We start from the raw sequence: 14,509 nt of genomic DNA, 5'->3' as shown, positions 1-14,509 counted from the left end.
TTCTTGCTTCGTAAAAAAGCGGAATTATAGCCGATCGGCAGGGTTGCCCGGTGACGCAAACGGTGCTCGCATGCGCGCCGCGGCCCCGTCCGGCGCGGCGCGCATGCGCGAGACGGGCGCGGCGGGCCGGGCGGCGCGCGCTCAGCCGGCCGCGTGCTCGACGATCAGCTGGACGCGCGTGACGCCGTTCCAGGTGTCGGCGACGAGCCGGTAAGCGATCAGCGCGCTTGCCGGCAGCGGTTCCGTGTGATTGAACCAGATCGCGTTGAAGCGCTGGCGGCCGCGTGCGAGCTGCAGCTTCAGGTGCTTTTCCTTCACGAGCGACTGCGACACGACGTCGAATTCGCCCGAGAAAAGCGGGGCCGGAAAGCCCTGGCCCCACACGGCTTCGTCGAGCAGCCCGACGAACTGCGGCGTGAAATACGCGTCCTCGAGCTCGCCGTCGGTCTCGATCACGCGGGCGAGCGCATCGTCGGACAGCCATTCGCGCGCGACGGCCTCGAACGCGGCCGCGAAGCGCGGCACGTTCTCGGTCTCGAGCGTGAGGCCGGCCGCCATCGCGTGGCCGCCGAAGGCGACGATCAGGTCCGGTTCGCGCTTCGACACGAGATCGAGCGCGTCGCGCAGGTGGAAACCGGCGATCGACCGGCCCGACCCCTTGACCCGCTTGCCTTCGTCGTCCGCGTGCGCGAACGTGAACGACGGGCGGTGGAATTTTTCCTTGAGCCGGCCCGCGACGATGCCGATCACGCCCTGGTGCCACTCGGGGTTGAACAGCGTGATCGTGCACCCATCGGCCGGATCGATATCGGCGAGATCGGCGAGCGCCTGCTGCTGCATGCCGGCCTCGATCTCGCGGCGCTCGCGGTTCATCACGTCGAGCTGCTGCGCGAGATCCCACGCGCGGCCGATGTCGTCGGTGATCAGGCACTCGATGCCGAGCGACATGTCGGACAGGCGCCCGGCGGCGTTCAGGCGCGGGCCGAGGCCGAAGCCAAGATCGAAGCCCGACGCGGTGCGCGCCTCGCGCGCGGCGGCGCGGAACAGCGCGGCGATGCCCGGCTGCATGCGGCCGTTGCGGATGCGCTGCAGCCCCTGCGCGACGAGTACGCGGTTGTTGCCGTCGAGCCGCACGACGTCGGCCACCGTGCCGAGCGCGACGAGGTCCAGCAGGCCGTCGAGGCGCGGCTCCGCTTCCTTGCTCGCGAACGCGCCGCGCCGGCGCAGCTCGGCGCGCAGCGCGAGCAGCACGTAGAACATCACGCCGACGCCGGCGATGTGCTTGCTCGGGAACGTGCAGCCGGGCTGGTTCGGGTTGACGATCGCGCGGGCGGCGGGCAGCGCGTCGCCGGGCAGGTGGTGGTCGGTCACGAGCACGTCGATGCCGCGCGCGTTCGCGGCTTCGACGCCCGCGACGCTCGCGATCCCGTTGTCGACGGTGATCAGCAGGTCGGGCTTGCGCGCGGCCGCGAGTTCGACGATCTCGGGCGTCAGGCCGTAGCCGTATTCGAAGCGGTTCGGCACCAGGTAGTCGATCCGCGCGCCGAACATCCGCAGGCCGCGCACTGCGACCGCGCAGGCGGTCGCGCCGTCGCAGTCGTAGTCGGCGACGACCAGCAGGCGCCGCTTGTCGGCGATCGCGTCGGCGAGCAGCGACGCCGCGTCGGCGCAGCCTTTCAGCTCGGTGGGCGGAACCAGGCGCGCGAGCGCGGTCTCGATGTCGGCGGGGGACTGCACGCCGCGCGACGCGTACAGGCGCGCGAGGACGGGGTGCAGGCCGTGACGCGCGAGCACTTCGGCGTCGGCGGGGGCGACGGTGCGGGTAACGATCCGGGTCATACGGGGTCTGCTTGTTATTCGAACAGGGAGGCGAGCGCGCGGCGGCGCCAGAATTTGCGCAGGTCGCCGCGCGTCGCGTGCAGCGTCACGGAACTCGTGTCGCCGCAGAGCGTGAATCCGACGCTCGCCAGCTCGCCGTTGCGCAGCGCGGCAAGCGCCGGGGCGAACCAGTCGCGCTCGAGCGCGGCGAGCCCGTCGTGCCAGCGCGCCCAGTCCTGTCCGATGAACGGGGCGGTCAGCGCCGGGAGTTCGACGAGCGTCGCGCCGTCGGCGGCGGGTAGCGCGCCGAACGCCGCGGGCGGCGCGCCGGCGTTGGCCTGCGCGGCGCGTGCAAGGCCGAGTGCCGCCGGCGACGCGGACAGCACGTGCGCGAACGGCTTGCCGACCGGCTTCAGCGTGCCCTGCGCATGGAACCAGATCGAATTGACGGCCGGCAGGCCGCGTGCTTCGCGCGCTTCGTTGACCGGATGCTGGAACCATGCCATCTGCACTTCGTTCTGCAGCTTCATCCACATCCGCGAGCGCTCGCCGGTGTGTGCCTCGTGCGGCAGCCAGATCTCGATGTTGCGGCCGCTCGCGCGCAGCGGCGCGGCGCCGGCGAGGCGGGCGAGCTGGTCGCTGGACAGGTACCAGCGTGTCGGGTTCGGCGCTTCGAGCCGCACGCCGAGTTCCTCGATCAGCGGCCGCGCGACCGCGAGCAGCGCGGCGGCGTCGCCGTCGTCGAGCGCGAGCGCGGCCGGATCGACGAGCACCAGGTGGTCGTGCGCGATTTCGACGTGAACGGGCTCGACGCACGCCCACGCGTGCGTGCCGGGGCTGCCGCCGTCCGCCAGCAGCATGTAGGGCGCGAGCGGCGCCTCGTCCGCGGCGTTGCCCCGGGTCGCGCCGAACTGGCGGGCCAGCCAGCGCTCGTGCGGCAGCGTGCGCTGGAAGTCCTCGCCGGCCACGCGCTCGACGAGGCTGGCGCGGGCGAGCAACTTTTCGAGCGCGGGGCTGTCCAGGGTGTGCAGGGACGAGGCCGCATCGGCCGCCGACGGCAGCGCGAACGGAACGAGAAAATGGAGGCGTCGGTCGTGCATGATGGTGCGCATTGTATGGCAAACTGCGCGCGTGATCGGGCCGGCCGACGGCCCGTTCGCGTCCGGCGGCCGTTTTTCGACCGTGCCCGGGCCGGTGGCCGCCGCCGGGCGGCGCTCCGGCCGCGGGGCGCCGTCCCGCCGTAACCAGCAGAAAGGATTCGCTTGAAACTTCCGTACGAATGGCAGATCGGCTGGCGCTACACGCGCGCCGGCAAACGCACGACCGGCAACGGCTTCATTTCATTCATCGCGCTCGTGTCGATGCTCGGGATCGCGCTCGGCGTCGCGGCGCTGATCGTCGTGCTGTCGGTGATGAACGGCTTCCAGAAGGAAGTGCGCGACCGCATGCTGTCGGTGCTCGCGCACGTCGAGGTGTTCTCGCCGACGGGCTCGATGCCCGACTGGCAGCTGACCGCGCAGGAAGCGCGCCGCAATCCGTCGGTGATCGGCGCGGCGCCGTACGTCGACGCGCAGGCGCTGCTCACGCGCCAGGACGCGGTGAGCGGCGTGATGCTGCGCGGCGTCGAACCGACGCTCGAACCGGAGGTGTCCGACATCGGCAAGGACATGAAGGCCGGCCAGCTCGGCGCGCTCGTGCCGGGACAGTTCGGCATCGTGCTCGGCGACGCGCTGGCCGGCAACCTCGGCGTGACGGTCGGCGACAAGGTCACGCTGGTCGCGCCGGAGGGCTCGATCACGCCGGCCGGCATGATGCCGCGCCTGAAGCAGTTCACGGTGGTCGGCGTGTTCGAGTCGGGCCACTACGAATACGACAGCACGCTCGCGATGATCAACATCCGCGACGCCGAGGCGTTGTTCCGGATGTCCGCGCCGACCGGCGTGCGGCTGCGGCTGAAGGACATGCAGAAGGCGCCGCAGGTCGCGGTCGAACTGTCGCATACGCTGTCGGGCAGCCTGTACATTCGCGACTGGACCCAGCAGAACAAGACCTGGTTCTCGGCCGTGCAGATCGAGAAGCGGATGATGTTCATCATCCTCACGCTGATCATCGCGGTGGCCGCGTTCAATCTCGTGTCGTCGCTCGTGATGACGGTGACCAACAAGCAGGCCGACATCGCGATCCTGCGCACGCTCGGCGCGCAGCCGGGGTCGATCATGAAGATCTTCGTCGTGCAGGGCGTGACGATCGGCTTCGTCGGCACGGCGTCGGGCGTCGCGCTCGGCTGCCTGATCGCATGGAGCATCCCGTGGCTGATCCCGATGATCGAGCATCTGTTCGGCGTGCAGTTCCTGCCGCCGTCCGTGTATTTCATCAGCGAGCTGCCGTCCGAACTCGTCGCGAGCGACGTGATCCGGATCGGGCTGATCGCGTTCGCACTGTCGGCCGTCGCGACGCTCTACCCGAGCTGGCGCGGCGCGAAGGTGAAGCCCGCGGAGGCGCTCCGCTATGAATGACCGCGCAACCGCGTTCGCGGATTCGAAACAACACAATCGACAGGATTCGGCAGGTATGCAGGATTACGTGCTTCAGGCGCGCGGCATCACGAAGGCGTTCGTGCAGGGCGGCTTCAACGTGCAGGTGCTCGACAATACCGAGCTGACGGTGCGGCGCGGCGAGAAGCTCGCGGTCGTCGGCGCGTCGGGCTCCGGCAAGAGCACGCTGCTGCACGTGCTGGGCGGGCTCGACGAGCCGAGCGCGGGCGAGGTGTCGCTGCTCGGCAAGCCGTTTACGCAACTCGCCGAGCGCGAGCGCAACGAATTGCGCAATCGCGCGCTCGGTTTCGTCTACCAGTTCCATCACCTGCTGCCCGAGTTCACCGCGCTCGACAACGTCGCGATGCCGCTGCGCATTCGCCGGATGACGACCGAGGATGCGCGCGAGCAGGCCCAGGCGATGCTCGAGCGCGTCGGTCTCGGGCCGCGTGCGAAGCACCGGCCGGGCGAGCTGTCGGGCGGCGAGCGGCAACGCGTCGCGATCGCGCGCGCGCTGGTCACGAAGCCCGCCTGCGTGCTCGCCGATGAGCCGACCGGCAACCTCGACGGCACCACGGCCGATACGGTGTTCAACCTGATGCTCGAACTGTCCGAGACGCTCGAAACGAGCTTCGTGATCGTCACGCACGATCCCGAGCTTGCCGCGCGCTGCGACCGCATCATGCGGCTGCGCGACGGCGTGCTGCACGAGGAGCCGGCGCTGCCGGTGTGAACGCACGTCCTTCGCGCGGCGCCGGGTTCGTCCCGGCGCCGCGCGGGGGCGCAGGAATGCCGCCATGTGGATCGATACGCACTGCCATCTCGACGCCGCCGAGTTCGACGCCGACCGCGACGCGGTCGCGCATGCGGCGCGCGCGGCCGGCGTGTCGCGCATCGTGATCCCGAGCGTCGGGCGCGACAACTTCACGACGGTGCGCGAGCTCGCGCAGCGCACGCCGGGCGCGGTCTACGCGCTGGGCATCCATCCGATGTATACGCCGCGGGCGCGCGACGAGGATCTCGACCGGCTGCGCATGGAGATCGAGGCGAGCCTCGACGATCCCCGCTTCGTCGCGATCGGGGAGATCGGCCTCGACTATTTCGTACCGGGGCTCGACGAAGCGCGGCAGCAGTTCTTTTACCAGGGGCAGCTCAAGCTGGCGCGCGAATTCGACCTGCCGGTGCTGTGCCACGTGCGCAAGTCGCAGGACCGCGTGCTGGCCGGGCTGCGCCGCTTCGGCGTGCGAAGCGGCATCGCGCATGCGTTCAACGGCAGTTTCCAGCAGGCCGACGCGTATCTCGCGCAGGGACTGCGCCTCGGTTTCGGCGGCAACGTGACCTTCACGCGCGCGTTGCAGATCCGCCGGCTCGCGGCGCAACTGCCGCTCGAGGCGATCGTCGTCGAGACGGATGCGCCCGACATCGCGCCCGAATGGGCGTACCGATCCCGCAACACGCCCGACCAGGTGCCGCGCATCGGCGACGTGCTCGCCGAACTGCGCGGGCTCGACGCTCCCGCGCTGTCCCTATGCACTTCGGCCAACGCGCTCGCCGCGTTGCCGCGACTCGCACTTTCGTCCGCATAATCGTTGCCGGAAGGCGCCGCCTGTGTCGTCGCGGCGCCCGGTCGACGAGGAGGCGCGATGCGCGTGTGGTGGATCGCGTTCGCGCTCGGCGTGGTCGTGCTGCAGCGGCAGCCGGCGTTGCCGGGTGCGCGCGCATGGATGATCGGGGCGGCCGCGCTCGCGGGCTGCGCGGTGCTGGGCGCGTGGTGCATGGGGCGGCGCACGCGTGCGACCGTCGCGCTCGGGTGGACGGCGTGTGTGCTCGCGGCTTGCGTCGCGGGATTCGGCTATGCGGCCGTGCGCGCCGAATGGCGGCTGGGCGACAGCCTGCCTGCGCAATGGGAAGGGCGTGACATCGTCGTCACCGGCGTGGTCCGGGGGCTGCCGGCCGTCGACGGGACGGGCGTGCGGCTGCTGTTCGCGGTCGAGTCGAACGATGCCGGGCTGGCCCGCTTTCCGCCGTTGATCCGGCTGTCGTGGCGCACGTATGGCGCCGCGTCCCGCGATGCGCTGCCCGATCTGCGCGCCGCGCAGCGCTGGCGTTTCGTCGTGCGCCTGAAGCGCCCGCACGCCGAGGCCAATCCCGGCGTGCGCGACAGCGAAGCGGCATGGCTCTCCGCGGGCATTCGCGCGATCGGCTATGTCGTCGCACCCGGGCGGTCGGCATTGCTCGATGCGCGTGCATCGGGGTGGCGGGCGACGATCGATCGGCTGCGCGACGCGCTGCGGGCCCGCATCGACGAAGCCCTCGGTAGCGACGCCGACCATCGCGGCATCGTCTCCGCACTCGCGATCGGCGATCAGTCGGGCATCGGCGGCGACGACTGGCGCGTGCTGCGCAATACGGGCACGAGCCATCTGGTTGCGATCTCGGGCCTGCATGTCGGACTCGTCGGCGCGATCGCGGGCGGGCTCGCGTCGATGATCTGGCGCCGCCTGCGCTGGCGCGGGCGTGCCGCGGCGCTTGTGTTCCCGGCGCCGTATGCCGCGTCGCTTGCCGCACTGGCGGCCGCGGCCGGCTATGCCGCGCTTGCCGGCTTCAACGTGCCGGCGCAGCGCGCCTGGTGGATGATCGCGGCCGGCGGCATCGCCTATCTGGCCGGGCGCAGCGTGCCGACGTCCGCGGTGCTGTGCGCGGCACTCGGCGGCGTGCTGCTCGCCGATCCGTGGGCCGTGCTGTCGGCAGGGTTCTGGCTGTCGTTCGGGGCGGTCGCCGTGATCCTGCTGGCCGCTGCCGGCTGGCATGCGGCGCGCGAGGCCGACGCGGAAGGCGGGCAGGGCGACGGGGAAAGCGGCGTCGCGACCCGTCCGGGCCGCTGGCGCGCATGGGGCGCGCGTGCCGCACGCCGGATCGCCGAGGCCTCGCGCGTGCAGTACGCGGTGACGATCGGCCTCGCACCGTTGACGGCGGCCTGGTTCGCGCAGGTTTCGCTGTCGGGCCCGTTCGGCAATGCGTTTGCGATTCCGTGGGTGAGCGCGGTCGTGACGCCGGTCGTACTGGCCGGCATCGCGCTGCCCGCGCCGCTCGATGCGCATGCGTTCCGGCTCGCGCATGCGGCGCTCGAACCGATGATGGCGCTGCTCGGCTATCTCGCCGACTGGCCGGCCGGCGTGTTCCGGCTGCGCATGCCCGACTGGCCGGTGGTGGTGCTTGCGTGCATGGGTGTCGCATGGGCGCTGATGCCGCGCGGCTGGCCGTTGCGCTGGGCGGCGCCGCTCACGTGGCTGCCGCTCGTCGCGCCGGCCGCCGATACGCCGCCGCCGGGCGGTTTCCGGCTGACCGTGCTCGACGTCGGGCAGGGGGCGTCGGTGCTGGTGGAGACCGCACGCCGGGCCTTGCTGTTCGATGCCGGGCCGGGCGCGGAGTCGACTCACGCCGGCGCGCGGATCGTCGCGCCGGCGCTGCGCTCGCGCGGCATCGCGGCGCTCGATTCGCTCGTGCTCAGTCACGCGGACGCCGATCACGCCGGCGGTGCGGCGGCCGTCTACGCGGCGGTCGACGTGCGCCAGCTGCTGGCCGGTATTGCGCGGGACAGCCGCCTGTGGCGCGATGCGGCGGCCGCCGGCGTCGCCGACCGGCTGCCGTGCGCGGCCGGGCAGCGCTGGACCTGGGACGGCGTCGTCTTCACGATGCTGTGGCCGCCCGGCGGCCCGGGCATTGGCGCGTCGAACGGGCAGTCGTGCGTGCTGCGCATCGACGCGGGCGGCACGTCCGCGCTGCTGACGGGCGATATCGAGGCGCGCGCCGAGCGCCAGCTCGTGCACGCGGCGCGCGACGCGCTGGCCGCGCAGATCCTGGTCGTTCCGCATCACGGCAGCCGCACGTCGTCGGTCGAGCCTTTCCTCGATTCGGTCGGGCCGCGCGTCGCGGTATTTCCTGTAGGCTATCGCAATCGTTTCGGACATCCGCACTGGACGGTCCTCGCACGCTACGAGGTGCGCGGGATTCCGCTCCCGCGCACCGATCGCGACGGCGCCGTGCGGTTCGACGTCGCGCCGGACGGCGGCGGGTTCGCCTTCGAGCGCCATCGTGACGCCCGGCGACGGTACTGGATGGATCGATGATCGCGGCAAGGGCCGGCGTATCAGGAAGACATGCCCGGGACCGGCACGACGCCGCGGCAAGGGCCCGGCAGAAAAAGGAGACATCGGCGTTTGAAGGACATCCTCCACTTCTCGCATGCGAACGGCTTTCCGGCGTCGACGTACCGGACGATCTTCGCCGAACTGGCCGACGATTACGAGCTGCGCTACATCGAACGGATCGGCCACGACCGCCGCTACCCGGTGACGCGCGACTGGCCGCATCTCGTCGAGCAACTGCTCGACGACATCGGCAGCCGCTACGAGCGTCCGGTCTGGCTCGTCGGCCATTCGCTCGGCGGCTACCTGTCGCTGATGGCTGCGTTGAAGAAGCCGCAATGGGTGCGCGGCGTCGTGATGATCGATTCGCCGATCATTGCGGGCTGGCGCGCGGGCGCATTGCGCGCGAGCCAGTGGGCGGGGCTCGACGAGCGGCTGTCGCCGGCCGCAGCAACGCGCAACCGGCGCACGCGCTGGGTGAGCCGCGACGAGGTCTGGCGACACTTCCGCGAGAAACCCGCGTTCGCGCGCTGGGACGAACGCATGCTGGCCGACTACATCGACTACGGGATCCCGCAGGCCGGCGCCGACGGCGAGCGGGCGCTCGCGTTCGACCGTCAGGTCGAATACCTGATCTACCGGACGCTGCCGCACACGCTCGGCCCGCGGCTCGCGCACGGCGCACCGGTGCCGCTCGGCTTTCTTGCCGGCACGCGTTCGCGCGAGGTGCGCCAGGTCGGGCTCGATGCGACCCGCCGCGCGGCGCGTGGCCGCGTCGAATGGCTGGAGGGCAGTCACCTGTTTCCGATGGAGCGGCCGCTCGAGACCGCCCGCGCGCTGCAGCGGATGCTGAATTCGCTGAAGGCGGCGGAGGGCGACGTGTCGCAGGGCGGCGCCCCGCTCGCGAAGCGCGCGTGACGCGCGGTCCGGCACCCGGTTGCGCCGACCGGCCGGCGGCCTCGCGGCGCCATGCCGCGCCGGCGCGAGCCGGTGGGAAAGGGCGCGATCATCGAGTCAATTGCTGAGAGAAGGGCGGGCTTTACGGTATAATCCGTTTTTCCCGCGAGCATCCAGCGATGACCAAATATGTTTTCGTCACCGGCGGCGTAGTTTCTTCCCTTGGCAAGGGTATTGCCGCCGCTTCCCTCGCCGCGATCCTCGAATCGCGCGGTCTGAAAGTCACCCTCCTCAAACTCGATCCCTACATCAACGTCGACCCCGGCACGATGAGCCCGTTCCAGCACGGCGAAGTGTTCGTGACGGAAGACGGAGCGGAGACCGACCTCGACCTCGGCCACTATGAGCGCTTCATCAGCACGAAGATGCGCAAGGCCAACAACTTCACGACCGGCCAGATCTACGAATCGGTGATCCGCAAGGAACGCCGCGGCGACTATCTCGGCAAGACGGTGCAGGTCATTCCGCACATCACGAACGAAATCCAGGCGTTCATCGAGCGCGGGGCCGCGTCGGCCACCTGCGGCGAGCCAGATGTCGCGATCGTCGAGATCGGCGGCACGGTCGGCGACATCGAATCGCTGCCGTTCCTCGAGGCCGCACGCCAGATGAGCCTGCGCCTCGGCCGCAACAGCGCGTGCTTCGTGCACCTGACGCTCGTGCCGTACGTCGCGACGGCCGGCGAGCTGAAGACGAAGCCGACCCAGCACAGCGTGCAGAAGCTGCGCGAGATCGGCATCCTGCCGCACGTGCTGCTGTGCCGTGCGGACCGCCGCATCCCGGACGACGAGTCGAAGAAGATCTCGATGTTCTCGAACGTGCCGGAAGACGCCGTGATCTCGGTGTGGGACGCCGACAGCATCTACAAGATCCCGCAGATGCTGCACGACCAGGGCCTCGATCGCATCATCTGCGAGGAACTGAAGCTGTCGCCGAAGGACGCCGACCTGACCATGTGGTCGGAGCTCGTCGAGAAGCTCGAGAACCCGAAGCACGAAGTGACGATCGGCATGGTCGGCAAGTACGTCGACCTGACCGAGTCGTACAAGTCGCTGATCGAGGCGCTGCGCCACGCATCGCTGCACACGTCGACCAAGGTCAACATCGAATACATCGACTCGGAAGAGATCGAGGCGGACGGCGTCGACAGCCTGAAGCACCTCGACGCGGTGCTGGTGCCGGGCGGGTTCGGCCGTCGCGGCACGGAAGGCAAGATCGCGGCGATCCGCTATGCACGCGAGGCGAAGGTGCCGTATCTCGGCATCTGCCTCGGCATGCAGCTCGCGGTGATCGAGTTCGCGCGCGACGTCGTCGGCATGAAGCAGGCAAACAGCACGGAATTCGATCCGGATACGCCGGAGCGCGTGGTTGCGCTGATCACCGAGTGGCACGACCGCGAAGGCAAGGTCGAGACGCGCACCGAGGAATCCGATCTCGGCGGCACGATGCGCCTCGGCTCGCAGCGCTGCCCGATCAAGCCCGGCACGATGGCGGAAGAAATCTATGGCAAGGACGTGAACGAACGTCATCGCCACCGTTATGAAGTCAATAACCGCTTCGTGCCCCAGCTCGAAGCCGGCGGCCTTATCATCAGCGCCCGTACCCCGAGCGAGGATCTGCCGGAAATGATGGAACTGCCGCGTTCGATGCACCCGTGGTTCGTCGGCGTCCAGTTCCACCCGGAATTCACGTCGACGCCGCGCGACGGCCACCCCCTCTTCAAGTCGTTCGTCGAAGCCGCGCTGGCCAACAAGCAAGCGCGCGGAGTGCAAGCATGAAGCTGTGCGATTTCGAGGTCGGTCTCGACAAGCCTTTCTTCCTGATCGCGGGTACCTGCGTCGTCGAATCGGAGCAAATGACGATCGACACGGCGGGCCGCCTGAAGGAGATCTGCGCGAAGCTGAACGTGCCGTTCATCTACAAGTCGTCCTACGACAAGGCGAACCGCAGCTCGGGCAAGTCGTTTCGCGGCCTCGGAATGGACGAGGGTCTGCGGATCCTGTCCGAAGTGAAGCGCCAGCTCGGCCTGCCGGTGCTGACCGACGTGCATTCGATCGAGGAGATCGAGCAGGTCGCGTCGGTCGTCGACGTGCTGCAGACGCCGGCGTTCCTGTGCCGCCAGACCGATTTCATCCACGCGTGCGCTCGCTCGGGCAAGCCGGTGAACATCAAGAAGGGCCAGTTCCTCGCGCCGCACGACATGAAGAACGTGATCGACAAGGCGCGCGACGCGGCACGTGAAGCGGGCCTGTCCGACGACCGCTTCATGGCATGCGAGCGCGGCGTCTCGTTCGGCTACAACAACCTCGTGTCCGACATGCGCTCGCTTGCGATCATGCGCGAGACGAACGCGCCGGTCGTGTTCGATGCGACCCACTCGGTGCAGTTGCCGGGCGGGCAGGGCACGAGCTCGGGCGGCCAGCGCGAATTCGTGCCGGTGCTGGCGCGGGCGGCGGTCGCGACGGGCGTCGCGGGCCTGTTCATGGAAACGCACCCGAATCCGGCCGAGGCCAAGTCGGACGGCCCGAACGCGGTGCCGCTGAACCGGATGGGCGCGCTGCTGGAGACACTCGTCACGCTCGACCAGGCGGTGAAGCGCAATCCGTTCCTGGAAAACGATTTCAATTAAAGATCGAATGAACCTTGCGACGGCTTCGCGCGTCAGTAGCGAAAGCGGTTCGGGCGCGCGCGCCGTCGCAGTTTGAAGAATCCATCGTCATTCTCAGAGGAAACCCATGAGTGCAATCGTAGATATCATCGGCCGCGAGATTCTGGATTCGCGCGGCAACCCCACCGTCGAATGCGACGTGCTGCTCGAATCGGGCACGATGGGCCGCGCGGCGGTACCGTCGGGCGCGTCCACCGGTTCGCGTGAAGCGATCGAGCTGCGCGACGGCGAAGCCGGCCGCTACAACGGCAAGGGCGTGCTGAAGGCAGTCGAACACATCAACACCGAGATCTCCGAAGCCATCATGGGCCTCGACGCGTCGGAACAGGCGTTCCTCGACAAGACGCTGCTCGAGCTGGACGGCACCGACAACAAGTCGCGCCTCGGCGCGAACGCGATGCTGGCCGTGTCGATGGCCGTCGCGAAGGCTGCCGCCGAAGAGGCCGGCCTGCCGCTGTACCGCTACTTCGGCGGTTCGGGCGCGATGCAACTGCCGGTGCCGATGATGAACATCGTCAACGGCGGCGCACACGCGAACAACAGCCTGGACATCCAGGAATTCATGATCGTCCCGGTCAGCCAGCCGACGTTCCGTGAAGCCCTGCGTTGCGGCGCGGAAGTGTTCCACGCACTGAAGAAGATCCTGAGCGACCGCGGCATGAGCACGGCAGTCGGTGACGAAGGCGGCTTCGCGCCGAACTTCGGCAGCAACGACGAGTGCCTGTCGACGATCCTGCAAGCCATCGAGAAGGCAGGCTACCGTGCGGGCGAAGACGTGCTGCTCGCGCTCGACTGCGCGGCATCCGAGTTCTACCACGACGGCAAGTACCAGCTCGCGGGCGAAGGCCTGCAACTGTCGTCGGCCGAATTCACCGACTACCTCGCGACGCTCGCCGACAAGTTCCCGATCGTGTCGATCGAGGACGGCATGCACGAGAGCGACTGGGAAGGCTGGAAGCTGCTGACCGACCGCCTCGGCAAGAAGGTGCAGCTGGTCGGCGACGACCTGTTCGTCACGAACACGCGCATCCTGAAGGAAGGCATCGAGAAGGGCATCGCGAACTCGATCCTCATCAAGATCAACCAGATCGGTACGCTGACCGAAACGTTCGCGGCGATCGAAATGGCGAAGCGCGCGGGCTACACGGCCGTGATCTCGCACCGCTCGGGCGAAACGGAAGATTCGACGATCGCGGACATCGCGGTCGGCCTGAATGCCGGCCAGATCAAGACGGGTTCGCTGTCGCGCAGCGACCGCATCTCGAAGTACAACCAGCTGCTGCGCATCGAGGAAGATCTCGGCGACATCGCAAGCTACCCGGGTAAATCGGCTTTCTATAACCTGCGCTAACGCGCTACTATCGGGTTCGTCATATCGACGCCGCTCTGCGCCCGTGCGTGGAGCGGCGCTTCTTATATCTGCGTTTCTTACATGCGGCTTGTCACTGTCGTCCTGATTGCCTTGCTGGCGCTCATTCAGTACCCCCTATGGTGGGGACACGGCGGCTGGCTGCGGGTGCATGAATTGCGTCAGCAGCTCGACGATCAGCTTCAGAAGAATGCGGACGAGAAGCTGCGCAACGAGCGCACCGCCGGCGAAGTGCAGGATCTGCAGAGCGGCACCGCGGCTATCGAGGAGCGTGCGCGCTACGAGATGGGCATGGTGAAGGACGGCGAAGTATTCGTGCAGTTCGTGTCGCCGAATGCGCCGGCCGCGCCGCTGAACAACACGCCGTCGAACACGTCGACGCGCGGCGCCGTATCTGCGGCGCCGGTGCGTGTCGTGCCGAATCCGCAATCGATCGCGAAGCCGTCGCGGCATCATGGCGGCGACAAGGGCAAGACGGCGCATCACTGATCGCGATACGTCGAATCCATTGAAAAAGCGCAGGAAATGCCGCGCTTTTTTATTTCCTGCCGGTTATCAATCGATCAGGCGATGTCCGCTCACCACCACCAGCCCGGATAGCCGTAGCTGATCCCGGTTCCCCAGCGATTGCCCCATCCGCCGTAATACCCGCCGTACACCGCCACGGGCGGAGGCGAGTAGCTGGCCCACGCGCGCGCGGCCGCCTCGGCTGCGATCGCGCTGTTCTGTTCGCGCAGGACCTGCTGGTCGATCTCGTCGTAGCGCTTGCGTTCGGCGCTCGACAGCGTGGGCGGCTGGTTGCCCGATGCGCCCGGTTCGGGCAGGCGGCTCAGGATCGTGGACGTCGGCGGCGGTACCGCGCAGCCGGCCAGCGCGAGCGTGCCGGCGGCGATGCTCGTCAGGACGAGGGTGCGAAACGGGCGATTCATGAGGATCTCCAGCAGTGCGCCGATCGCGGGAAGCGGCCGGCGCCGAAGGCCGGGCCTCCGGCGCCGTGCGTGCGGCGCTCGTGCGT

12 protein-coding genes are annotated in these 14,509 nt (G+C 68.9%); 9 read left to right on the top strand and 3 right to left on the bottom strand.

The genetic code is table 11. The annotated features are described in order from the left end of the window. Positions 1 to 141: 141 nt before the first annotated feature. Entirely contained in the window at positions 142 to 1,839 is a 1,698-nt protein-coding gene (gene recJ / locus GQ56_RS0115195; RefSeq protein WP_031399463.1) for a single-stranded-DNA-specific exonuclease RecJ, read from the bottom strand. Between the two features lie 14 nt (positions 1,840 to 1,853). Beyond that, positions 1,854 to 2,930, bottom strand: coding sequence for a hypothetical protein (locus tag GQ56_RS0115190; RefSeq protein ID WP_043301413.1), 1,077 nt, complete (start codon positions 2,928 to 2,930; stop codon positions 1,854 to 1,856). A gap of 150 nt (positions 2,931 to 3,080) precedes the next feature. On the opposite strand from GQ56_RS0115190, the gene GQ56_RS0115185 reads away from it, so the two are divergent. From GQ56_RS0115185 to ftsB, 9 genes are all read left to right on the top strand, one after another. Further along, complete coding sequence (locus tag GQ56_RS0115185) at positions 3,081 to 4,334, top strand: lipoprotein-releasing ABC transporter permease subunit (protein WP_031399461.1); 1,254 nt, start codon at positions 3,081 to 3,083, stop codon at positions 4,332 to 4,334. Beyond that, the gene (gene lolD / locus GQ56_RS0115180; protein WP_031399460.1) at positions 4,327 to 5,085 is read left to right on the top strand and encodes a lipoprotein-releasing ABC transporter ATP-binding protein LolD; all 759 of its coding nucleotides are present in this window, start codon (positions 4,327 to 4,329) and stop codon (positions 5,083 to 5,085) included. The genes GQ56_RS0115185 and lolD overlap by 8 nt, the downstream gene beginning before the upstream one ends. Positions 5,086 to 5,149: 64 nt before the next feature. After that, on the top strand, positions 5,150 to 5,938 hold the full coding sequence (locus tag GQ56_RS0115175) for a TatD family hydrolase (RefSeq protein ID WP_031399459.1): 789 nt from the start codon (positions 5,150 to 5,152) through the stop codon (positions 5,936 to 5,938). A gap of 57 nt (positions 5,939 to 5,995) precedes the next feature. Beyond that, positions 5,996 to 8,482, top strand: a complete 2,487-nt coding sequence (locus GQ56_RS0115170; RefSeq protein ID WP_031399458.1) for a DNA internalization-related competence protein ComEC/Rec2 — start codon at positions 5,996 to 5,998, stop codon at positions 8,480 to 8,482. Positions 8,483 to 8,572: 90 nt separating this feature from the next. Next, complete coding sequence (locus GQ56_RS0115165) at positions 8,573 to 9,418, top strand: alpha/beta fold hydrolase (protein ID WP_031399457.1); 846 nt, start codon at positions 8,573 to 8,575, stop codon at positions 9,416 to 9,418. Positions 9,419 to 9,576: 158 nt separating this feature from the next. Next, positions 9,577 to 11,235 carry a CTP synthase gene (locus tag GQ56_RS0115160; RefSeq protein ID WP_031399456.1) on the top strand — a complete coding sequence of 553 codons (1,659 nt, stop codon included), beginning with the start codon at positions 9,577 to 9,579 and terminating at the stop codon, positions 11,233 to 11,235. After that, positions 11,232 to 12,086: a 3-deoxy-8-phosphooctulonate synthase gene (gene kdsA / locus GQ56_RS0115155; protein WP_031399455.1), complete on the top strand. Its 855-nt coding sequence runs from the start codon at positions 11,232 to 11,234 to the stop codon at positions 12,084 to 12,086. Before GQ56_RS0115160 ends, kdsA begins: the two co-directional genes overlap by 4 nt. A 106-nt stretch (positions 12,087 to 12,192) precedes the next feature. Continuing rightward, positions 12,193 to 13,476 carry a phosphopyruvate hydratase gene (gene eno / locus GQ56_RS0115150; protein ID WP_011352544.1) on the top strand — a complete coding sequence of 428 codons (1,284 nt, stop codon included), beginning with the start codon at positions 12,193 to 12,195 and terminating at the stop codon, positions 13,474 to 13,476. Between the two features lie 81 nt (positions 13,477 to 13,557). Continuing rightward, on the top strand, positions 13,558 to 13,983 hold the full coding sequence (ftsB, locus tag GQ56_RS0115145) for a cell division protein FtsB (protein ID WP_031399454.1): 426 nt from the start codon (positions 13,558 to 13,560) through the stop codon (positions 13,981 to 13,983). 89 nt (positions 13,984 to 14,072) lie between these two features. Here ftsB and GQ56_RS0115140 read toward each other — a convergent pair whose 3' ends face one another. After that, positions 14,073 to 14,423: a hypothetical protein gene (locus tag GQ56_RS0115140; RefSeq protein ID WP_031399453.1), complete on the bottom strand. Its 351-nt coding sequence runs from the start codon at positions 14,421 to 14,423 to the stop codon at positions 14,073 to 14,075. Between the last annotated feature and the right edge of the window lie 86 nt (positions 14,424 to 14,509).

Origin of the sequence: Burkholderia paludis, assembly GCF_000732615.1 — a bacterium.
In the GTDB taxonomy this organism is placed as follows: Bacteria; Pseudomonadota; Gammaproteobacteria; order Burkholderiales; family Burkholderiaceae; genus Burkholderia; species Burkholderia paludis.
The sequence above is the reverse complement of the archived record's forward strand: the minus strand, read 5'-3'. Positions and strand labels throughout refer to the sequence as shown.